Source organism: Bacillus sp. FSL K6-2861 (assembly GCF_038630725.1).
In the GTDB taxonomy this organism is placed as follows: Bacteria; Bacillota; Bacilli; order Bacillales; family Bacillaceae; genus Bacillus; species Bacillus velezensis.
This window is the reverse complement of record NZ_CP152037.1, coordinates 248,808-270,708: the sequence shown is the minus strand read 5'-3', so window position 1 is coordinate 270,708 and position 21,901 is coordinate 248,808. Positions and strand designations below refer to the sequence as shown.

Here is a 21,901-nt window from a genome sequence, read left to right as displayed (position 1 = left end):
AAAGTTACTTTAAACCGCTATTCATTTTGTTGTTTTTATATCAATTGTCATAGCGAGGTCTTTTCCTATCAATGCCTCTCTTTCGGCGTTTGTTCTGCGGCTGTATGATGGGGCTCTCCTTGGATAAACTCCTGCACCCATGACAAACTGTCATACGTTTGCCACCTATGAATGAACGCACACTACACGCAATGGAGGGATTACAATGGACGAAATGGTCCTGGAAACACAACAATGGCTGAATGAGACGTACAAAGGCAGACACGGGTACAACAAAGTGCCGGAAAACGGAAAAACGGGCTGGGATACCATTTACGGTCTGACACGGGCGCTTCAAATTGAGCTTGGTATTTCAGAACCTGCCGATAACTTCGGACCGACGACACAAAGATTGTTTAAGCCGTTGAAAAAGCAGGCTCCCGATTCTAAGCCGACAAACATGAATTACATTCTGCAAGGGGCGCTGTGGTGTAAAGGTTTTAACCCCGGCGGATTTTCAGGCGTTTTCTATGAAAATACCGAAAGCGCTGTAAAAGAGTTTCAAAAAGCGGCCGGGCTCACTAAGCAAGACGGCATCGTCACGGCACTCATTATGAAAGCCTTGCTGGATATGAGCGCTTTTCGATTAGTAGCGGGAGGCGACAAAAAAATCCGCCAAATCCAGCAGAACCTGAACCGGGATTACAATGACTACATCGGCTTGATGCCTTGTGACGGCTTATATGCCCGCGATACAAACAAGGCTCTCATTTATGCCCTGCAAAAAGAAGAAGGCATGAGCACAAGCGTCGCCAATGGATTTTTCGGAAACGGAACGACCAGCTTATGCCCTACCTTGACTCCCGGCGATTCACGGACAGGCTTTGTCTTGATTGTCCAATACGCGCTTTACTGTAATGGGGAAGCGTTTGATCCCGGTGAATTCGACGGAAAATACGGCGTCGGAGTTGTATCGGCAGTGAAAGCTTTCCAAAAGTTTATGTGCCTGCCGCAGACTGGTTATGCGGACATGCCGACGATTAAAGCTTTATTATCAAGCTCAGGCGACACAACACGGGCTGCTTCAGCTTGTGACACCGCTGCCATTTTGACGGCAGATACGGCCAAAACTTTGCGTGAGAATGGCTATAAGATCGTGGGAAGATATCTGACCGGGAATGTGCGGACAAGCAGCGGACTGACATCGAAAGCGTTAACGTCAAAAGAACTTTCCACGATTTTCAATGCCGGCTTAAGCGTGTTTCCGATTTATCAGGACGGCGGCTATAAATCTTCTTATTTTGTAAAAGACCAAGGAACGAGAGATGCGTACAGCGCTGCATCAGCCGCCCGAAGATTAGGTTTTCCGTCAGGAACGACCATTTACTTTGCGGTCGATTTCGATGCGTATGATTATGAAGTCACAGATAAAATCATCCCTTACTTTCAAGAAATCAAGTCAGCTTTTATGAAAATGCAGGCGTTCTCAACTGCGCCGAAATATGAAATCGGCGTATACGGACCGAGAAACATTTGTATCCGGACGTCAAAAGCAGGTCTGACCAAATATAGCTTTACGGCTAACATGTCGACCGGATTCAGCGGCAACCTCGGATACCCGATGCCGAAAAACTGGGCTTTTGATCAATTTTATGAAGGCACGATCGGAAGCGGAGCGGGAAAAGTCGCCATTGACAAAGACGGATACTCCGGAAAAGACTCGGGTGCAAGCAGCGTCCATCCGCCTTCTGATCCCGTGTATGATGCAAGACTGCGCACACTGACGGATATTTTAACAACCATTCCTGCTTTAGAAAATATATCGAATCTTGCGAATGCCATGTTTGAATTCGACAAGACAGAAACCATTTATGCATCACCTGAAATGGATATTCTTTTATCTACTTCACTTTTGGCAACAGTGCCAAGCGAAGGTTCTCCCAACACAGTTACCATTACAAATGGCAAACCGGGAGCTTATATTACCGGTCTGATGGGAGATTCACAAGTCTCTTTTACAGCATCACAAATTGATTCCTATCAAAACCTGCTTAACAGTCTGAGCTTGTCAGTCCGCAACGGTTATTTAGAAGTGTATGTCAATCCGGCTGCAGGATCGCTGAATATTCAATTTAAAATTTATACACCTGATATTCCGGTCGGTGACAGTGCTACAACTGGACTAACAACTACCATTACATTTAAAATAAAACAAAAGAGCTTCAGGTTGCCGGATTCCGAAGAGGTGTACTCCCCGGATTGGAATTCTGTCGTGAATACCATGGCTATTGCAGGCGCAGGAATTATTGTTATTGTAGGGATCGGTGCTTTAGTCGTTTTAGCACCTGAATTAGGAGGAGCTGCAGCCTTGTTCAGCACGGTTTTATCACTATTTCTATAATTGAACAGGCAGCTCCTTGCTCCAGGAATGCTCAATGAGTATTCTTGGAGTTATTTCTAAAGGAGGATTCGCATGAAGATTGATATGCAGACATACAAGGAAACCGTTCAAAAAATAGAAACCGATTTGATTCCGCGAAGTCAAAATGACAAAGAACTGCTTACATACTTAATGAAACAAGATTCGCTCACACTGAATCAAATGAAAATGTGTTTCACTGAACCGCCCCTCACCTTCCAACATACTGTCAAAATCGTATGTACAGTCACATTCATCACGTTATATATCTTTTTTTTCAGCACTCATTTTAATGATTTGATTGAAATGGCTCTGCAGATGGTTTTCGGCCTGGCCGGCCTTGTTTGGATTATTGCTGTATTTCCGTTTTCAAGAAAAATCCAAGTGTCTGACCGTTTCAGACAAAAATCTGAAAACACCCGTATCACCGGAATGATAGACTTCGTCCTCGAACAACGATACAAAGACATGATCAGTTAAAAACCCCTCTGCTTAAGGGGTTTTTTTATTATGCAATCCCTTCACCCCCCTTATCAAAAAAGGCTCTTCTCCTTTGGAAATAACCGGAACACCCAATTTCGTTTTCAATATAATGAGGTAGTGGATCCGCAAAGAAAGAAGGGCGACATGATGGGTATCATTAATGGCAAAATGTTCATTGACCGATTAAATCAGCTTGGAAATGAGATTTGGCTTGATGGTGAAAAGATCGAGGGACAGATTTCTGAGCATCCCGCATTTAAGGGCCTTCTGGAAACGAAGCGCTCTCTTTATGATTTGCAAACGAAACCGGATATGAAAGATCAAATGACTTACAGTCTTCCCGGTAAAAAAGAACGGGCCGGGCTTTCATACCTGCAGCCGAAAACGAAAGAAGACGTAAAAAGAAGAAGAAACATGTTCGAACATTGGGCCAGACACACGCACGGAATGATGGGACGAAGCCCGGATTATATGAATACCGTGCTGATGAGCTTCGCCTCCTCCGCCGCGCTTTTGAAAGACCGCGAGCATTGTTTTCCGGAACATGTTCAAGCGCTGTACGAACGCGCTGCTGCACAGGATCTTTCTTTTACGCACACGTTTATCACCCCTCAGGTGAATCGTTCACAAATGGGTGTAAACGTATCGCCGACACCTATCTCGGCAAAAGTCGTCGATAAAAATGAAAAAGGCCTCATCATACACGGCGCCCGGATTTTAGCCACACAAGGCGGCCTGACGGATGAAGTGCTCGTGGTTTCTCTGCCTAAAATGTATTTTGAATCGGATGAAGCGTTCGCTTTTTCAATCCCTTCCAATACAAAGGGAGTAAAATTCATCTGCAGGGAATCTTTCGTACTCGGCAAATCATCGTTTGATTATCCGCTCAGCTCAAGATATGAAGAAATGGATTCTATCGTTGTATTTGATCACGTTTTGGTCCCTTGGGAACGCGTATTTTTTTATAATAATTACGAGGCGGCTTTTGATTTTAATATGAAAAGCTCTTTTAACGCCTTCGCATTTCATCAAGTCATCACGAGACAAATTGTAAAGACGGAGTTTCTCCTGGGCCTCGCCCAAACGCTTGTCGAAGCGATAGATGTGGGCGAATATCAGCATATTCAGGCTAAGATGGCTGAAATCATCACCGGTCTGGAAACGATGAAAGCCCTTTTGGAAAAGTCGGAGAATGATGCGGAAACAGATGAATGGGGTTATATGCGTCCGAGTGTCACTCCGCTTCGTGTGGTCAGCGCGATTTTTCCCGACATCTACCCGCGCTTCACGGAAATCATTCAGCTGATCGGGGCAAGCGGAATGGTGACTTTGCCGACTGAAAAAGCGTTCCGTTCTGACATCAGAGGAGACCTTGACCAATATTTGCAGGCGGCCGAATTGAACGCTGAGGACCGGGTAAAAGTGTTCCGCCTCGCATGGGATTTGACCATGAGCCCCTTCGGAACAAGACAGACACAATATGAGCGGTACTTCTTCGGTGACCCCGTCCGCTTAACCAGCCATCTGTACAGAAGCTATCCAAAAGAAGAACAGACCGCGGTCATCAAGGAATTCCTGCACATTCATAAATAAAACAAAGCAGAGAGCGCATCTCTGCTTATGATAGCTGGATCGGCTGCCGCCGATCCTATTTTTTATTTTGGCTGATCACCACCATCGTAATATGCGATAACGCGAAAGAGACAAGCGTATACACGACGGCCCACCCGATAAACGAGAAATTCAATACGGTAAAGGTGCATATAAGGCAAACGGCCAAAGCGGCAGCCGGCATAATGAACGCGTTTTTAAACAGGTACGTTCCGGCGACTGACAAGATGATGATACAAAGCGGCAGAACACCGAACGCAAAATCCAATTCATCAATCAACAGATGCACTCCCTTCGCTTTTCTTAGTCCGGCCTAACACATCTTATGCCTGAGTACAAAATCGAGTACTTCAAATCTTTCGCGCTCCGGCTGATTTTCCCTCCGGTTATTTATTCAAAAAAATGAAAACTTTCCTTAAAGCGTTTACATTCACGTCAGACTGTGATAATTTAAGAAAGCGCTATCATACACAAGTTAATGATTTTTGGATGGAGATGAGGAGAACCAGGAAACCCCGCCCTTTCACAAGGGTGATTTCTGGTTCTTTTTGTCATTTTCAAGGAAAGGAGTCATACATACATCATGATAGACGTTCAGCAAAGGGGAGGATATGATGTTTCAATTGTTTAAGCCGGCTCCGCATATTGAGAGATTGGATGATTCAAAGACGGATGCGGCCTATAAACGGCTCAGGCTGCAAGTATTTTTGGGGATTTTCATCGGGTATGCCGGGTATTATTTGCTTCGCAAAAACTTTGCCTTCGCTATTCCTTATTTTCAGGAACAAGGGTTTTCAAAAGGGGAACTTGGCTTGGTGCTTGCGGCCGTATCAATCGCTTACGGCTTCAGTAAATTTATTATGGGGATGGTGTCTGACCGCTGCAACCCGAGGTATTTCCTTGCGACGGGTCTGTTTTTGTCAGGTGTCGTAAACATTTTATTTGTTTCCATGCCGTGGGTCACGTCAAGCGTGACGATTATGTTTATTTTTATGTTTATTAACGGATGGTTTCAAGGAATGGGCTGGCCGCCTTGCGGACGGACGATGGCTCATTGGTTTTCCATCAGTGAACGCGGCACGAAAATGTCGATATGGAATGTCGCCCATAACATAGGCGGAGGTATTCTCGCCCCGCTCGTGACTCTCGGCATCGCCATGTTTGTTACTTGGAAAAGCGTGTTTTTCTTTCCGGCGATTATCGCCATCGTCATTTCATTTGTGATTGTTCTTCTCGTACGGGACACGCCGCAATCCTGCGGGCTTCCGCCGATTGAAGAATACCGGAATGACTATCCGAAGCATGCGTTCAAAGACCAGGAAAAAGAGATGACGACCAAAGAAATTCTTTTCAAATACGTGCTGAATAATAAATTTCTGTGGTATATCGCATTTGCCAATGTCTTTGTTTATTTCGTACGGTACGGTGTCGTTGACTGGGCGCCGACTTATTTGACGGAAGCGAAAGGGTTCTCTCCTGAAGATTCCAGATGGTCTTATTTCCTTTATGAATATGCGGGAATTCCGGGAACGATTTTGTGCGGCTGGATCAGCGACCGGTTTTTCAAAAGCCGCCGCGCGCCGGCAGGCGTACTGTTCATGGCCGGCGTATTTATCGCTGTATTGGTCTACTGGCTTAACCCTGCCGGTCATCCGCTCATCGATAATATCGCGCTGATCAGCATCGGCTTCTTAATCTATGGACCTGTCATGCTGATCGGGCTTCAGGCCATTGACCTTGCGCCTAAAAAAGCGGCGGGAACGGCAGCCGGCTTAACCGGGTTTTTCGGCTACATCGGAGGCTCTGCTTTCGCCAACGCCATCATGGGTTATGTCGTAGACCGCTTTGACTGGAACGGCGGCTTTATCATGCTTATCTCCTCATGCGTGCTGTCCATCGTCTTCTTGGCTATGACGTGGAATACGGGCAAGCGGGCGGAGCATGTGTAAGAAAACAACATAAAAGATTAATATTTTTGCAGTACAGCATTTACAACGATTTTCTACGCTAGAGACAGATATTGATTTTTAAGGGGGAAGAAAACATGCGGAAACATAAATTGTTTGCTCTGGTATTGCTTTCATTCGGTTTATTGTCATTCATCGTCACGCCTGTATCGGCGGCGGGAAAAGGAAACCTCTTGTCTCCTGACAGAATTTTGACCATTGCCCACCGCGGTGCTTCGGGATATGTCCCGGAGCACACGATCCTTTCTTATGAAACTGCGCAAAAAATGAAGGCTGACTATATTGAGCTGGATTTACAAATGACAAAAGACGGCAAGCTGATCGTCATGCATGATGAAAAACTGGACCGTACCACAAACGGACAAGGCTGGGTGAAGGATCATACATTAGCCGAGATTCAAAAGCTCGACGCCGGCTCTTGGTTCAATAAGGCCTATCCGGAAAAAGCAAAACCGAATTACGTCGGACTTCGCGTTCCCACACTTGATGACGTGTTAAAACGGTTCGGCAGACATGCAAACTATTATATTGAAACAAAGGCGCCCGAAACATATCCGGGTATGGAAGAAAAACTGATCGCTTCACTGAAAAAATACAAATTGGCAGGTAAGCATGCGAAACTTGGACAAGTTATCATTCAGTCTTTCAGCAGGGACAGCCTTCTGAAAATCAAACAGCTCGATCCGAAACTTCCCGCTGTCCAATTGCTTGAAGCGGAACAGATGACGTCAATGACTGACGCAGATTTAACGGACATTAAAACATATGCCGTCGGAATCGGACCGGATTACAAAGCGCTGAACGCTCAAAATGTCCGAAACATTCGCAGCCACGGCCTTCTGCTTCATCCTTACACCGTAAACAGCGAGGCGGACATGCGCCGTCTGCTGAATTGGGGCGTAACCGGTGTGTTTACCAACTATGCGGATATATTCCAAAAGGTTAAAAAAGAATACAAATCATAAAGCCACATGGGTTCGGAGATGATGCCGAACCCATTTTTTTGCCCGATCATGCAAACGCCGTCATGGGTTATGTAGCGGGCGGAGCATATTATTAAAGCTTACATTCACCTTTATATTAATTAAAGGTATCACTGTAATTGTGAATTACCTATGATACCTTACAAACAAAAGGATATAATTATTTATTTCTATTATCTATTTTCTTTCTTATACTATTTGTAATAGACGATAATACAAGTGATACTAAACCATAGACAACCACCCATCCCCAGAAGGATAGATTAAAAACAGTGAACATTAATATGACTGAAACAACTATACTGACAAGCGGCATTATATACACTTTTTTGAAAATATAAGTGAATATAATCGATAAGACGATAATAGAAAGTGGTAAAATACCAAAAGCAAGATCTAGCTCATCCATTATTATTCTCCTTTGTGAATTTAATTTTTCCCTTTAAATATACTCACTCAGCTATCTAGCGATTTAAAAAATGTATCTATCCACTCCATACTTCTTTGTTTTTCTTAATCATAAAAAAGTCATATTCAGAAACATGGGTATTGTTAATAATTTTTTCAAGTCCTCTGATAGGAGTAGATTTTAATTTTTTTCCGTTTTTATAAGAGTAAGAATTAATCACATATTTCCCACCCTTGCTTATTTCTAACAAGAAAATTTTAGATTCGTCAAAATAAGTGAATTTTGCTTGGTTTTCAAATTTTGTCGACCTATTTAACGGAATTTTTTTTCCCGGCTTCATACTTTTCAAATCGAAAGTATAAAGTATTGAATTAGCTGCCAAATGATATAAAGTGTCATTTTTCACAAAAAAGTTATTAGTGGAAAGAGGAATTGCCAGTTGAGAAATTTCATCAGGGATATTATAACTGCCTAAAGGATATGCCCCTTTAAACTTTTTATGCTCTAAATCAATTTCTGCTACTTTGAATTGTACTTTGTTTGATTTATCCGTTTGGTTATATAGTATAAAAAAGGCTGAGCTTTTTTTAACTATTATTTGTGAATAAACACTCCAATTTTCTTCATTTAATATAGGAATTGTTGTTCCTTTCCCTACTGTAACTTTATCTTTATCTATTTTAATACCCTGAAAAGTCGGATTTTTTATTGAAGAATCTTCATTTATCACGTAAATATATTCACCGTCATTACCAGTACTTGTATAGAAACCCGGAATAATCTTTTCATGAAATCCACTGCCGTTACCCCATCTAATTAAACTATTATAATGGTTTTCACCGACTCCTTGATTATTCAAAAAATAAAAGATATTTTCTTTTATTAAATGGCCTGATGATTGCCCATAACTTGTATGTACTTGATGCTGCATCGGGAATTTTTTAAAGTTATCGCCTATCATATAAACTTCTTTTTTGTCCTGTCTAACTATGTTTTTTTCATCTTGTGCAATGGTTCCAACCTCAATAGCATCTCCTTTTACAGCTGTTGCTGCTCCTTTTTCATCAATGTATACAGTATAACTCCCATCTTTAGGATAATCTATTGTAGCTGAATAATATATAGCTGCAATTTTATCATTCAAGAAATACTTTTCCTTTTCTTTTTCAGTTTGTTTAACGTCAGAAACTGAATTAGTATATTTAAAAGTTCCAATACATATAAATATACCTATTAATACTATGACCGCAATTATAATAAGCCACTTAATCTTGTTCAAATATAATCTCTCTCCTTAAAATAATATGACTTCCTAAATAAACTTAGGGAGTGAAAATAATTCATCTAAATGTTTTAATAGTTTTTGTATAACTGGAATCTCTGATGTCTCTTGGATAGACGCCCATACCTTTATCTTTATCCATATCTATACCAGCCTTTAGCTTAAAAGCTGACCATAATAGTTTTGAACAGTTTTTATCACCATAATGACTCGATTTTCTATTTGTTGCAAAATTATATGAATAACCATCCTTCCCAACCCTGCTGTAACCCCAATTTACTGAATTATTTTTTTTAGAACTAGAAACTTTCACATTTTGAATTACAGCGTTTTTTTCGACCTTATGTTTCGATGAAGCTATTGCACGAACACCTTTTTTAGGGACCGATTCGACAATTTGATTTCCCTTATAGTACATACCGACATGTCCATGCGGAAGCCCAAAAGTAGATGCAGGTGTATAGTAAACATTACCTTTAGAGCTTGATCCTATAATTTTCGGCCCGCTACTCTTGCCCATTGTGCTCATTCTATTACTTTTATCTTCTTTATCTAGCTTTTCTTGCTTCTTTAATTCAGTTTTAATTTCCTCTAAGATCTCATTAGATGTTTTATTATCTTGTTTAACTAAATTATTAACGGATTCAATTAATTCTTTTTTCGACAGATTCGGATTCATTTTCAATATGTAGTTTACTGTTTCTGAATTATACGAGTCCACAGCCTTAACACTCGTAAAACCTCCAAATACTAAGGGAGTAACGATGCATAATGTTGCAAAAAAATCTTCGCATTTTCATACTTATTATCCCCAACTATTTACTTTCCCATATTTTAATTTATTATACAATTATTTCAAACGCAACTTACGTACTGTATTTTCTCTATGATTAATTATTTGTTTTGTCGCTAAAACTTTGACTTGAAGTACAGGAAAACGGATGAAGTTACGGAGAAGAAAGAAGTTGCCCAACATATCTTTTACATTCATTGTTTAATATGGAAGACAGTTATTGATAAGGCGGAGAAATCATGAGAAAAAAAGAATACTGTCCGTGGTTGCCTGTCGTTAGGCTTTCTCATTCATCGTCACGTCTGTATCGAACCCATGTTTTTTTGCCCGATCAAAAAACCTTGCGGGAACGTTACCGCAAGGTTTTTATCAATCATTATTCTTTTCCGGCAGCGGCTTCCGCCTGTCCGCCTTTTAATTGATCGTTGATTGCTTTGGCGTCTTTCAAATACTCAGTCTTGAATCCGCTCTTCAGGGCCCACGCATAGAAGGCAAGGGCAACGATTGCGATCAGCCCCATATCCCAGCCGTACGGAATGATGTTCAGACCGCCGAATTTTTCACTTCCGAGCCATGAAATGACCATCATGCTGAGCAGATAGACAACCATCCAGACGCCGCCTTTAAAGTTTCTGCGGAATCCTTTCCACTTCGCTTTCGCTTGGTAGTAGAAATAAATCGGAAGGCCGATCAAAATGATAAACAGCACCTGCCCTGTTAACGGCCAGCGCGCCCAATACAGCACGAGAGACGCGAACACGAAGCCGAGCGGTGCCACCACGCTGAGACCTTTCAGACGGAGAGGCCTGTACAAATCCGCCGCCGTCCGCCGCAGCGTCATCACCGTCACGGGACCCGTGATATAAGAAATCAGCGTCGCAACGGAAATGATTTCAGCAAGCACGCCCCATCCTCTGAATAAAAACAGAAAGATAAACGATACGATCAGGTTGAAAATCATCGCTTGGCGCGGCACGCCGTACAGCGGATGAAGCTTTCCGAAAATGCTCGGCATATATTTATTTTTTTCCATGCCGTAAATCATGCGTGACGTCGTGGCGGTATATGTGATACCCGTTCCTGACGGAGATACGAACGCATCCGCATAAAGAATAATGACAAGCCAGTTGATATTCAATGCGATCGCCAAATCGGCAAATGGAGAGTTGAAGTTCAGGTGACTCCAGCCGTGAACAATCATGGAAGGTTCAACCGCACCGATAAATGCGATTTGCAATAGGACGTAAATGACGGTTGCGACCAGCAGCGAACCGACAACCGCAATCGGAATCGATTTGCCGGGATTTTTTGCTTCTCCGGCCATGTTAATCGGGCTTTGAAACCCGTTAAACGCAAATACGATACCTGATGTGGCCACCGCCGTCAGCACGCTCGCCCAGCCGTTCGGCGCAATGCTTGAACCGGATGTGAAGTTTCCGCCGTGAAAACCGGTAAACAGCAGCGCTCCGATTGTCAGCCCCGGAATAATAATTTTAAAGATGGTAATCAATGAATTCGCTTTTGAAAATAAGTTAACTGTCCAATAATTCAGTAAAAAGTAAATAATCAGTAATACGGATGCGAAGCCGAGCCCCTCTCCCGTAAGAGTGCCGTTGTGAACGAGATTGCTTGTCCATTTTGCCCATTCCCACGGCCATGAGCTCATGTATTGAACAGACGCAACCGCTTCCACCGGAATAACGGAAACAATCGCAATCCAGTTTGCCCATCCTGCGATAAATCCAATAAATGATCCATGAGAATATTGAGTATATTTTACCATTCCCCCGGCTTCCGGGAACATTGAACCCAATTCACTGTAAGAAAGTGCGATAAACAAAATAACGATCATACCGATAATCCAGGAAATAATTGCGGCAGGTCCCGCAATCTGAGCCGCCCGCCACGCCCCGAATAACCAGCCGGAGCCAATCATCGACCCAAGTCCGACCATCATGAGTGCAAACGTTCCCATTCTGCGATGTAATTGATTCATAAAGTTAACACCTTTCAATTAAAATATGACTCCAGCGCTATCATATATTTATAATATTATTCTGAAAATAGTTTTGTCAATCTTTATCGCATTAAAGCAGAAAGCCAAAATTACCCTTCCGATGTTTAAACAGCCGTTAAGCGGGAATAACTACTGCAAGCCAGAAATAGAAAGGAGTTTTTATCGTGAAACAAAAACTGCTCATTTCAGGACTTGCCGTGTCGACTGTCGGAGTGACTTCCTACCTGCTCAAAGATAAATCAAACCGCCAAAAGGTGATGAACTTTATCCGCAATATGAAAACATCGCTCTCCGGGAAGCAGGATATTGAATCATTCCCCGTCAACAAAGCAGGCAACCCGCATCCCGAAGATATTGAAGATAACAAAATGGTATCCGAAGGCTCCATGTACCCGGTTCAATATTATGATGACAAGAAGAAATAATCTGTTCCCGGGCTGCCCGGCCGTATCAAACGGCGGCAGCTTTTTTATGCAGACGGCGTTTGATAGAACCGCCAATATTGGCGCGAGCCTTTATCCCGCACGGTAATGCCCAGTTTGGATATTTCCGCTTTCAGTTCTTTCGCATCAGCCTTTTCCTCCTCTTTCAGCGCCTTTTCTCTCGCTTTTAAAAGAGCATTTGCCCCTGGCTCCAAATCCGGCGTGTCCGGCACCCACCGTTTGTATTCTTCTTTAAAAGGATCTTCCGTCCCCAGCCAGACATACCCATGCGCGCGAAACGCATCAGCCGCTTTTTCAACCGCCGGCTCAAGCTTCTCCCGAAAAAGCTCCTGTCCTTCAGTGCCTAATAAGACAAGATGCTTCTCATCCGTAAACACACCGGAAATGCTGTCTTTCGAAAACACGCTTTCTTCATTATATATGGTTAAGGACACCTCGCTGTCCGTCACGACCGCCGTAAGACATTCTTTAAAAACAGTCCGCGTCAGCCACACTCCCCCGATTAAGCCGATAACGGCGATGACAGCCGCAGCCTTCCATCCGTGAAAAGAAGCGATCATTTCCAGCGGCCCGATAACAGGCAGCCAATCCAATGTTACGGCCCACTTCGCAATGACCGGCAGAAACCATCCGATGACCAGCCCCAATAATGGCGGCACCAGAAAAACCAAAGCTTTTTCAACCGATGACAACTCAAGAACCGTCTGTTTTTTTAATTCGTTCATGTTTCTCCTCCGTCTGTGTTTTTCACAACTATCCATTATACAAAGGGTTGGATGATTCTGTAAACTGTTTCTGAAACAATAAAAAGCCTCCCGACCGCCGGGAGGCTTTTTAAAACAGGAGCTCATATACTTCATTCAATTCCATCGTGCGCTTCTCATCCTGCTCGTTCTCAGCATATTTGATTTCCTTTTCAAGCACCTGATTCAGCGCATCCATTTCCAAATCATTTAGATCTTTCACAAACTCGCCCTCATTTGCATAATGCTTCACCTGAAGCTTTTTATAAATCCCTCGGCACACATCATGCTCCAAGTGGTTCGAAAGCGACTCGCGCAAATATCCGAGTGTCCTGTCCATCATGTAAGCCCTCCCTTTTCTTTAGGAATAGCTTCCCGGAAAGAGAGAAAAACTATACATGAAAGCACCGGGCGGCTGTTTTAACTCTGTACCTGAATGGAGAAAAATCCGCTGCTTAACGGCGTGTACGGCCCGTTCAGCCCCGTTGCGGAGAAAGAGAACGTTCCTGAACTGACATAAGAAAGAGGAACGCTGTAATATTTAATATAGCCTGTAACGATATTGCCGTTTTTTGTATATTCATCTTCCAGCGCTTTTGACGTAAGATTTGTAATATTCGTTCCGTTGTTAAACGCCTGGATCGTATTATTGTTCGGATACCCTTGGAAATATACGGCTAAATAACCCGTTGTCCCCTTCATCGGTTTTGATGCGCTGATTTGGTTCGGCCCGATATTTTCCCATTGGTAATTCTGACCGTCAGACGTCACACCGATAATACGGATTTGTGTTAAAGCAGGAGCCGGCGCCGCAGACGCTGATGGAGCCCACAACCCGCTCACAAGCAACAAAACAGCGGCGGCCGCCGCGAATAGCATAACGAGTCTCTTTTTCATGTTTCTTCCTCCCTGATGGTTCAAATTTATAATTATGTTAAATATTATAAGTTTTATTTTATCAGAGAAATCAATAGATAGACAGAATCAATCAGTCAAATTGGTGAACTTTTTATATAAAAAAAGCTATCTCCTAAAGAGATAGCTTATATAACATTATTTCTTTCCACACTCCAAAATTGTGTATTTACTCGGGGTCTGAATTACATTTAATAGTGTTAATCCGGCTTTCTCAATCAATTGTTCAAACTCGGTTTTCTTTCTGACTCTGCCGCCTGCAGAGCATACTAAAAATAATAAATCACGAAAAGCTTCTTCAGGGGACAGCTTGTCTGCTTCAGGCACATTTTCAACTATAATCAGCTTGGAATGATCAGACATGGCACCGGCTATATTTTCAAGAATAGCAACCACATGCTCATCATCCCAATCATTTAACACTTTGCTTATCACATACAAGTCTCCTCCGGAAGGAATTTCCTCAAACATACTCCCTTCCGTAAACTGACAGCGTTCGCTCATCTCTGAAGATGCTAAATGCTTTTTTGCACTTTGTATCGTTTTTGGAAGATCAAACAATATCCCCTTTGATTTAGGAGCAGCACCTAAAATGCCTGTTATTAACTGGCCCATTCCTCCCGCGACGTCTACGATAACATCAAACTTTTCAAATGAGTAAGCTTTCAATATGGATGGCAGACTCATTTTTGAATAAATCTCCATCGCCTTATCCATTGTTTTTAAGTAATCTTGATCAAGACTATTATTCTCATACCATTTATCGCCATAAATGGCTTCAAAAGCGGATTTGCCGGTTTTGATACTATAATCCATTTTAAACATAGACTGCACTACTGTTTCATGCAGCAGATATTCTACCAAAGGCTCAATGGATTTTGCTTTCCCAGGCATCAAAGTGGCACCATACTCTGTTACATCATAATAGCCATTTTGAGCTTGGGCGACCAAACCGACGGATTCCAGCGCTCTTAAGAGCCTGAATAAGGCAGAGGGGTTCAATTCAAGGGCTTCAGCTATCGCTTCCGCTGAAGCTGGTCCATTTTGAAAAGCGGAAAATACATCTAATTCTACCGCTGTTTTAACTGCCAGGGAAAACCCCAGCCCTGAAACCATTTGCATGACTGCGGCCTGAGGATATTTCTTCGGTACTTGTTTATCTTGCTGAACTGAATTGGTCATTTACGTTAACCTCCGATTAATTAAATGGTTTCTGCTGCTTTTTTGATATAATGCATATACTGATTAAGCAGATTTTCTACAGTACTCTTATGGTACTGATTTTGATTATATTCAATTCCAATGCTCAATTTTTTCTCTCTTACCAACACAATAAACTTAAACTTGTAATTCCAAATTTCATCTTCACTTATATCATTCCCGGTTGAAAGCGGAGATACCGTAAAGCTTTCTGTGTGCAGTTCATTATCAAATTCGCCCATATAATTAAATGAAATGTCTGGTTTTGATTTCTCTTTTATATCTTGTTTTAAATATCTTAAAATACCATATCCTATCCCTTGATCAGGAATATTTGCTAAGGTCGAGTTAACATTATCTAAACTCGAACCGATATGATCTGAATCGGAGACCTCCAAAGCCACTGGATAGATTGCAGAAAATCTGCCTACTGTTCTGTAGATATTAAGCTTCTCACTCTGATGAGTGCGGCCATGGTTGCCTAAGTGCACGAGAGATGTATTACTGCCTGTTTGATGTTTTATTGTCAAACCTAACGCTGTGAGCAAAACAGTCTCAATAGTGAAATGATCTTGTCCTTGAATCGCATTCATTATATTTTCAGTTTCCCGAACATTAAACTGCCTGTACACTTGTCTGTTATCTTTGACTTTGGCAATTTGCTCCTGAATATCAACCGGAATAGACGGAGCATAAACATTTTCGAGTTTCGTCCAATACTCTTTCTCAAACAACAGCCGTTCACTTTCAGCATATTTATAGAGATAATCAGACCATTTTAAATACGAATCGGTTTTATTTGGTAATACAATGTCTTCGTTACTTTTAACTTGCTGATATGCTGTATTAAAATCTTCAAGCAGTATTCTCCAAGACATATGATCAATTATCATTTGGTGAATGACGATTAACAGATGTTCCCCATCTGCTTCCTTAATAAGTGCCAATTTAACAAGCGGTCCGTGAGTCAGATCCATACTGGCTTGTATTTGATTTATTTTCATTTTTAAAACTGATTGCGGCATGTTTATTGCATTGATCAGATGAAAGTCAAACAAGTCGCCGTCCGTCAGGCCTCTTATTACCTGTACCATTCTATCGCCTTTACGTTTGAATACTGTTCTCAGACTGTCATGATGCTGAATAATCCGGGTGAAAATGTCTTTTACAATATCTTCGCCAAACCCGGCTTCCCTGTATAGCATAAAAGAAAGATTCCGATGGTGCAGAGTATCATTATGGCGTTCAGCCAGCCAGCATTGAATTGGCACAAGACCGGCTTCCCCCGTTATCACACTGTTATCAGATGCCGCTGTTATATAACTGACTTTATTCGAAACTCCTTCGATTGTCTGGTAATGAAAAATGTCTTTCACTTCCAGCCTAAGATTGAATTTTTCCATTCTGACCGCTGCTTGTATGGCTTTAATTGAGTCTCCGCCTAAAACGAAAAAATTATCTTTTATACTGATTTTAGAAACTTCAAGAATGTCGGACCAGACCTCACTGACGATTCGTTCAATCTCGTTTCTCGGAGCAATAAAGTGATGCAGCTCGGCATTATTTTCAGCTGGTAGCGGCAAACGTTTTACATCAGTCTTCCCATTGTTCGTCAACGGAATTTTATCTATGCCCATAATGACTGTCGGGACCATATATTCCGGCAGATATTCCAATAAGTATTCTTTTAGCTGAGAAGGCGGCTGCGTATCTTTACATACTGTATAGGCATATATCTGATCATTGTGAGCAATCGCAACCGCTTCTTGAACATTTTGGTGAGACAGCAGTCTGTTTACAATCTCATCCAGTTCAATTCTAAATCCTCTGATTTTTACTTGACGATCGATTCTTCCGGCAAATTCTATATTCCCATCCTCATTCCACTTGCCTAAATCTCCGGTTTTATACATTTTCTCACCAGAATGAACAAGATCCGGGATAAACTTAGCCTCGGTTAGTTCTTCACGATTGCAATAACCCCGTCCAACTCCTTCCCCTCCGATGTATAACTCTCCGATAACTCCCGGCGGCACAGGCTTCTGCTGTTTATCTAGTATGTAGATAGAACAGTTTTTTATCGGCGTGCCGATAGGGATCCTCTTTATATTGGAAATATTATCTGGGTTTATCGTATAAGATGCAGCATCAACACAGCATTCCGTCGGTCCATATACATTTGTTATATAAGGACGGTCATTCTTCTTAAATACTTTATAAAAACGCTTTACTTCTTCAGGTTTAAGCACTTCGCCGCCTATAATAAAATGTTTTACACCTATACGGCCACACTGCGGAGACTCAGAGAGCAGGCTGAGATAGGCTGGTGTTCCATCAGAAATATTTATTTTATTTTGGATATAGAACTCAGCAAGTTTCGTGATATCATGCCTGGCTTCTTCAGAGATGATGTAAAGAGAGTGTCCCAAAAGCAGCGCAGAAAAAATCTGTTTGACAGAAGCGTCAAAGGAAAAGGGTGCCAACAACGCTACATTCTGCCGCCCGCCATGTTTGCAGTAGATACGTTCATGCAGGGCTTCTGTTAAATTCACTATACTTTTATGTTCGATCATCACACCTTTTGGGTGTCCCGTTGATCCAGAAGTGTAGATGATATAGGCAAGGCTGTGCCGTTCCGCTCCTCCTTTAACATTTCTCCCGTCGTCTGGAACTGTTTCCAATTCATTCAGACAAACACTTTCTACTCCGTACCTTTGACAATGATTGTTACGATCCGTCAGTAACAAGCGGGCCCCGCTGTCTTTGAGCATATACTCAACTCTTTCTTGCGGATATGATGGATCAATTGGCAGATAAGCTGCTCCCGCTTTTAAAATTCCCATTACTCCGATGATAAAATCAGTGGTTCGGTCTGCAGCTATGCCCACTGCTTCATTCTTTTTGATACCTTTTTGAATGAGTGCTCTTCCAAGCCGGTTTGCATTTTTGTTCAGCTCACTATAAGTTAAGCTTCCGTCTTGTGCAGACACAGCTATTTGATTCGGCGTTGCTTCCGCCTGCTTCTCAAAAAGCTCACAGATAGATGCATCTGTGCCTCTGCTTCTCAGTGATTTTCCACTGTAACTCAACATATCGCGTCGTTCATTTTCTTCTAAAATGTTAATCTCACCGATTAGTCCATTTTGACTTTCAACAATATGATTGAGAATCATTAAGAATCGCTGTGAGAATTTTTCTACAGTTGTGCGCTTAAACAAGTTTGATGAATAAGTGAACTCAAACTTGATGTCCTCTTTTGAAGGAAATGCTTGAAGCAAAAGATCAAATTTGGCTGTTTTGTTTTCGTAAGGATACGGCTTATATTTCAGCCCATTTACTTCAATTGCCGGATTATCCATCAGCTGAAGGACAAACATAACGTTGAAAAGAGCATTCTGGTTTATATCCCTCTCAAGGTTCAAATGGTCTACAAGCTCTTCAAAAGGATAATCTTGATTTTCATAAGCCAGAAGCGCATTATCCCTAACGGCTTCAAGCAGTTCTTTGAATGTTTTGTCGGCAGATGGTTTATTTCTCAGTGCCAGCGTATTTACAAACATTCCTATCATGTTTTCTAATTCTTTATGCTTTCTTCCGGCTACAGGTGTGCCGATAACAATATCTTCTTGACCAGTAAGTTTATGGAGCAGCACATTAAATGAAGCCATTAAAGTCATGAAAAGGGTGACTTTTTGTTTTGCGTTTAATTCTTTTAACTTGGCGGTCAGCTCTCTTCCTGCATAAAAATAGATTCGTTCACCTTGATCATCTCGTTTGGCTTCTCTTGAAAAATCTGCGGGCAGATTGAGAGCGGGAATTTCTCCTTTAAACTCATTTAACCAAAAGTCTTTTTGTTTTTTCATTTCTTCAGTATGAAATAATTCATTTTGCCAATTCGCAAAATCCTTAAATTGAACGTTCAATGGCGGCAGTTCGTTGCCTTCGTATAAATTTATCAATTCCCTTTGGAGGATCGGGATAGACGCCCCATCCGCTATAATATGCTGTAAATCTATCATTAAAAGATGTTTTTGATGACTAATCTCGGCTAATCCTGCACGCAGTAAAGGAGCCTTTTCTACATCAAACGGGCGGACAAAATTAGCCATAAGGCTCTCTAATTCTTCGTCGGAGGTCTTGATTCTATCCATTTTAAATCGAACGTCTTTTTCTATGTTTTGCACAAGCTGCCCGCCTCTTAAAACTATGGACGTTCTTAAAACCTCATGCCTGATTATTAATTTTTTAAACGCATCTTCTAAACGTTTATCGTCCAACTCTCCTTCAATCATTAAAAAGAACGGGATATTATAAGAAGTGCTGTTTTTATTTAATTGATCTAGAATAAAAATTCTTTTCTGTGCAGATGATGCCTCATACCACTCAAAATCGCCCGCTTTGGGAATCACATTCACATCATTTGTCTTCCTCAGAGAATATTCATCCAAATAAGCTGAGAAGAGTTTTATATTCGAATGCTTTAGCAAGTCTGAAACTGAAAGCTCCGTTCCTTGCTGTTTATTGATAAAGTTGATGATTTCTATTGCTATGATTGAATCTCCGCCCATTTCATAAAAATCGGATGTAACATCGATCGGATTGATTCCAAGGGCATTTCCCCAAATTTGTCCTGCCATTAGCTCTGTTTCTGAATAACAGCCGTCTTCCCTGCCACTCAGTCTTATTATTTGAGGCTTGTTGACTGAAGGGTTATCTAGTGCATTGCTTATCGGTAATTTTTCAGGCAGTTTCACCCAATGTCTCTCCCGCAAAAATGCGTAACCCGGCAAGCTGATTTTTCTTCTTTTTTCTCCTTCGTATATCATTTCCCAATCGATCTCTGCACCTTTTTCATAGAGCTTGCTTATATCAATCAGAAGACTCTCATCTGTTCTCCCGCCTGCATTATAAGCCTTAAGTTTTTTTCCAGCAGCGGTACTTAGATCTCTATCGGTCTTAAAAGAAAATGCAGCTTCTTCTTGCTGAACCGGCGCTTCGAGCAGACTTTCAAGTTTTTCCTTCAGATCTTCGATGTCTTTTACGAGAAAACACACTCTATTCTCCAGATGTTTTCTTCCCGTATTCGCTGTATAACAAAGATCAGAGAGATTCAAATTGTTTTCTTCCGAGATAAAATGAAGATACTTTGATGCAATATCATTCAGGACGGACTTATTTTTTGCAGACAGAGTGAATACCTCTTTTACCTGTCTCTGTTCAGTCTCACCTATTATTCCAGGTGCTTCTTCCAATACAATATGACAGTTGGTTCCGCTGAAGCCAAACGAACTTACACCGGCTCTTCTTGGCGTCTCTCCTTTTTCCCAATTTCTTATCATGTCATTCACATAAACAGGTGAATTCGAAAAATTAATTAAAGGATTCGGTTCATTAAAGTTGATACTTGGGGGGATGACCTTCTCTTTTAAAGCCATGCATGCTTTAATGAGAGACGCCATGCCTGATGCCCCGACTGTATGGCCGATATTGGGTTTGACTGAACCTATACCGCAAAACTGCTTTTTATCGGTATATTTCTTAAACGCATTCGTTATCCCTTTGATCTCAATCGGGTCTCCCAAAATCGTGCCTGTTCCATGCGTTTCAATATAAGAAATAGTTTCCGGACTAATATTCGCATTCTTCCAGGCACGCGTAATCAATTTCTCTTGTGATTCAGCATTAGGAGCGGTGATTCCGTTAGAAGCCCCGTCATTATTCGTAGCGCTCCCTTTAATGACAGCATATATGTGGTCTCTGTCTTCTATAGCCCTATGTAAAGGTTTTAATACAATAGCAGAAATCCCCTCACCCCATGCTGTCCCCTTTGCATTTTTATCAAAAATGCTGATTTTAGCGTTTTCCGCTTCTATTTCGCTCATCGTACCTATATTTTCAGGTCTCAGAAATAAATTAACGCCTCCCGCAATAGCCATGCTGCATTCTTCATTTTTAAGTGCCTCACAAGCAAGATGAACCGAAACGAGTCCGGAAGAGCAGGCTGTATCAACAACCAAGCTTGGCCCTTTCAGATTAAAAATGTAGGAGGTCCTGCTTGCCAATATGCCGGGATAAGTACCTGTCATTGCAATCATATCCGCATCATTTACTAGGGAAGCATAGGAAAACTTCAAGTCACCGCTATGATCATGTCCAACGAAAATACCTGTATTCGAACCTTGTAACTTGTTCCCAGCATAACCGGAGTCCTCAATAGCGTGATAAACTGTCTCCAAAAACAATCTTTGTTTCGGATCCATAAGCATGGCTTCTCTTGGCGAAATTCTGAAAAATGATGAATCAAACTTATCAATTTCATCTAAGAAACCCGCTTTAAAATAAGAATTCTCATTCGCACTGGGCAGCAATGGATCAATATCTTTCCGCCGCTTCTTCGGTAAGTCCCGGATGCATGAGGCACGGTTCATAATGTTTTGCCAGTATTCTTTTGCATTATTGGCTTTTGAGAAACGGCAGGATATGCCGATAATGGCAATATCACATTGATTTTTCTTAGACTTATCTGATAATCCTTTCAAAATGCGCAAAGCCATTTCCCTGTTCATTTTTTGCTCTTTTACTTGCTCCAATACATATTGTTTTATAATCGAAATATCATCCACGATTAATCACCCCTATCGATTTTGATTCTATATA

General features: G+C 41.7%; 16 protein-coding genes. 6 read left to right on the top strand and 10 right to left on the bottom strand.

The genetic code is table 11. The features are described from left to right. Positions 1-205 precede the first annotated feature (205 nt). From NYE62_RS01340 to hpaB, 3 genes are all read left to right on the top strand, one after another. Positions 206-2,380: a glycoside hydrolase domain-containing protein gene (locus NYE62_RS01340; RefSeq protein ID WP_342497188.1), complete on the top strand. Its 2,175-nt coding sequence runs from the start codon at positions 206-208 to the stop codon at positions 2,378-2,380. A 72-nt stretch (positions 2,381-2,452) separates the two neighbouring features. After that, positions 2,453-2,878, top strand: a complete 426-nt coding sequence (locus NYE62_RS01335) for a hypothetical protein (protein WP_023356680.1) — start codon at positions 2,453-2,455, stop codon at positions 2,876-2,878. A gap of 150 nt (positions 2,879-3,028) precedes the next feature. Then, positions 3,029-4,474: a 4-hydroxyphenylacetate 3-monooxygenase, oxygenase component gene (hpaB, locus tag NYE62_RS01330; protein ID WP_021495313.1), complete on the top strand. Its 1,446-nt coding sequence runs from the start codon at positions 3,029-3,031 to the stop codon at positions 4,472-4,474. A 55-nt stretch (positions 4,475-4,529) separates the two neighbouring features. On the opposite strand, the gene NYE62_RS01325 is transcribed toward hpaB, so the two are convergent. Further along, positions 4,530-4,772, bottom strand: a complete 243-nt coding sequence (locus NYE62_RS01325; RefSeq protein ID WP_007408994.1) for a DUF2651 family protein — start codon at positions 4,770-4,772, stop codon at positions 4,530-4,532. A 334-nt stretch (positions 4,773-5,106) separates the two neighbouring features. Here NYE62_RS01325 and glpT point away from each other — a divergent pair, with 334 nt between their 5' ends. Both glpT and NYE62_RS01315 read left to right on the top strand, forming a co-directional pair. After that, positions 5,107-6,441, top strand: coding sequence for a glycerol-3-phosphate transporter (gene glpT / locus NYE62_RS01320; RefSeq protein WP_003156725.1), 1,335 nt, complete (start codon positions 5,107-5,109; stop codon positions 6,439-6,441). 95 nt (positions 6,442-6,536) lie between these two features. Next, positions 6,537-7,424: a glycerophosphodiester phosphodiesterase gene (locus NYE62_RS01315; RefSeq protein ID WP_033575120.1), complete on the top strand. Its 888-nt coding sequence runs from the start codon at positions 6,537-6,539 to the stop codon at positions 7,422-7,424. 178 nt (positions 7,425-7,602) lie between these two features. On the opposite strand, the gene NYE62_RS01310 is transcribed toward NYE62_RS01315, so the two are convergent. The 4 genes from NYE62_RS01310 to NYE62_RS01295 all read right to left on the bottom strand — a co-directional run bounded on the left by NYE62_RS01310 (position 7,603) and on the right by NYE62_RS01295 (position 11,922). Beyond that, positions 7,603-7,851 (bottom strand): DUF2651 family protein, encoded by a 249-nt coding sequence (locus tag NYE62_RS01310; RefSeq protein ID WP_014720665.1) that lies wholly within the window; start codon positions 7,849-7,851, stop codon positions 7,603-7,605. Positions 7,852-7,927: 76 nt separating this feature from the next. Further along, a complete protein-coding gene (locus NYE62_RS01305) occupies positions 7,928-9,130 on the bottom strand; it encodes a hypothetical protein (RefSeq protein WP_033575119.1) in 1,203 nt (400 codons plus the stop codon). Positions 9,131-9,191: 61 nt separating this feature from the next. Beyond that, positions 9,192-9,854, bottom strand: a complete 663-nt coding sequence (locus NYE62_RS01300) for a hypothetical protein (RefSeq protein ID WP_223255269.1) — start codon at positions 9,852-9,854, stop codon at positions 9,192-9,194. Between the two features lie 448 nt (positions 9,855-10,302). After that, positions 10,303-11,922 (bottom strand): APC family permease, encoded by a 1,620-nt coding sequence (locus NYE62_RS01295; RefSeq protein ID WP_015239073.1) that lies wholly within the window; start codon positions 11,920-11,922, stop codon positions 10,303-10,305. Between the two features lie 185 nt (positions 11,923-12,107). Between NYE62_RS01295 and NYE62_RS01290 the strand changes: the two genes are divergently transcribed. Then, on the top strand, positions 12,108-12,368 hold the full coding sequence (locus NYE62_RS01290) for a hypothetical protein (protein WP_003156732.1): 261 nt from the start codon (positions 12,108-12,110) through the stop codon (positions 12,366-12,368). Between the two features lie 44 nt (positions 12,369-12,412). Here NYE62_RS01290 and NYE62_RS01285 read toward each other — a convergent pair whose 3' ends face one another. The 5 genes from NYE62_RS01285 to NYE62_RS01265 form a co-directional block, all read right to left on the bottom strand. Further along, complete coding sequence (locus tag NYE62_RS01285) at positions 12,413-13,111, bottom strand: hypothetical protein (protein ID WP_033575117.1); 699 nt, start codon at positions 13,109-13,111, stop codon at positions 12,413-12,415. Positions 13,112-13,220: 109 nt separating this feature from the next. Then, complete coding sequence (locus NYE62_RS01280; protein ID WP_007408989.1) at positions 13,221-13,469, bottom strand: sigma-G-dependent sporulation-specific acid-soluble spore protein CsgA; 249 nt, start codon at positions 13,467-13,469, stop codon at positions 13,221-13,223. 80 nt (positions 13,470-13,549) lie between these two features. Beyond that, the gene (locus tag NYE62_RS01275) at positions 13,550-14,026 is read right to left on the bottom strand and encodes a DUF4879 domain-containing protein (RefSeq protein ID WP_033575116.1); all 477 of its coding nucleotides are present in this window, start codon (positions 14,024-14,026) and stop codon (positions 13,550-13,552) included. 156 nt (positions 14,027-14,182) lie between these two features. Beyond that, the gene (locus NYE62_RS01270; RefSeq protein WP_033575115.1) at positions 14,183-15,226 is read right to left on the bottom strand and encodes a methyltransferase; all 1,044 of its coding nucleotides are present in this window, start codon (positions 15,224-15,226) and stop codon (positions 14,183-14,185) included. A gap of 20 nt (positions 15,227-15,246) precedes the next feature. Then, positions 15,247-21,867 carry an amino acid adenylation domain-containing protein gene (locus tag NYE62_RS01265; RefSeq protein WP_342497187.1) on the bottom strand — a complete coding sequence of 2,207 codons (6,621 nt, stop codon included), beginning with the start codon at positions 21,865-21,867 and terminating at the stop codon, positions 15,247-15,249. Positions 21,868-21,901 lie beyond the last annotated feature (34 nt).

Excerpts from the sequence above, each read along its gene's own strand:
- NYE62_RS01315 (WP_033575120.1), top strand. The coding sequence starts at position 6,537 with ATGCGGAAACATAAATTGTTTGCTCTGGTATTGCTTTCATTCGGTTTA.
- NYE62_RS01335 (WP_023356680.1), top strand. The coding sequence starts at position 2,453 with ATGAAGATTGATATGCAGACATACAAGGAAACCGTTCAAAAAATAGAA.
- NYE62_RS01280 (WP_007408989.1), bottom strand. The coding sequence starts at position 13,469 with ATGGACAGGACACTCGGATATTTGCGCGAGTCGCTTTCGAACCACTTG.
- NYE62_RS01275 (WP_033575116.1), bottom strand. The coding sequence starts at position 14,026 with ATGAAAAAGAGACTCGTTATGCTATTCGCGGCGGCCGCCGCTGTTTTG.
- NYE62_RS01295 (WP_015239073.1), bottom strand. The coding sequence starts at position 11,922 with ATGAATCAATTACATCGCAGAATGGGAACGTTTGCACTCATGATGGTC.
- NYE62_RS01340 (WP_342497188.1), top strand. The coding sequence starts at position 206 with ATGGACGAAATGGTCCTGGAAACACAACAATGGCTGAATGAGACGTAC.
- hpaB (WP_021495313.1), top strand. The coding sequence starts at position 3,029 with ATGGGTATCATTAATGGCAAAATGTTCATTGACCGATTAAATCAGCTT.
- NYE62_RS01285 (WP_033575117.1), bottom strand. The coding sequence starts at position 13,111 with ATGAACGAATTAAAAAAACAGACGGTTCTTGAGTTGTCATCGGTTGAA.
- glpT (WP_003156725.1), top strand. The coding sequence starts at position 5,107 with ATGTTTCAATTGTTTAAGCCGGCTCCGCATATTGAGAGATTGGATGAT.
- NYE62_RS01270 (WP_033575115.1), bottom strand. The coding sequence starts at position 15,226 with ATGACCAATTCAGTTCAGCAAGATAAACAAGTACCGAAGAAATATCCT.
- NYE62_RS01310 (WP_014720665.1), bottom strand. The coding sequence starts at position 7,851 with ATGGATGAGCTAGATCTTGCTTTTGGTATTTTACCACTTTCTATTATC.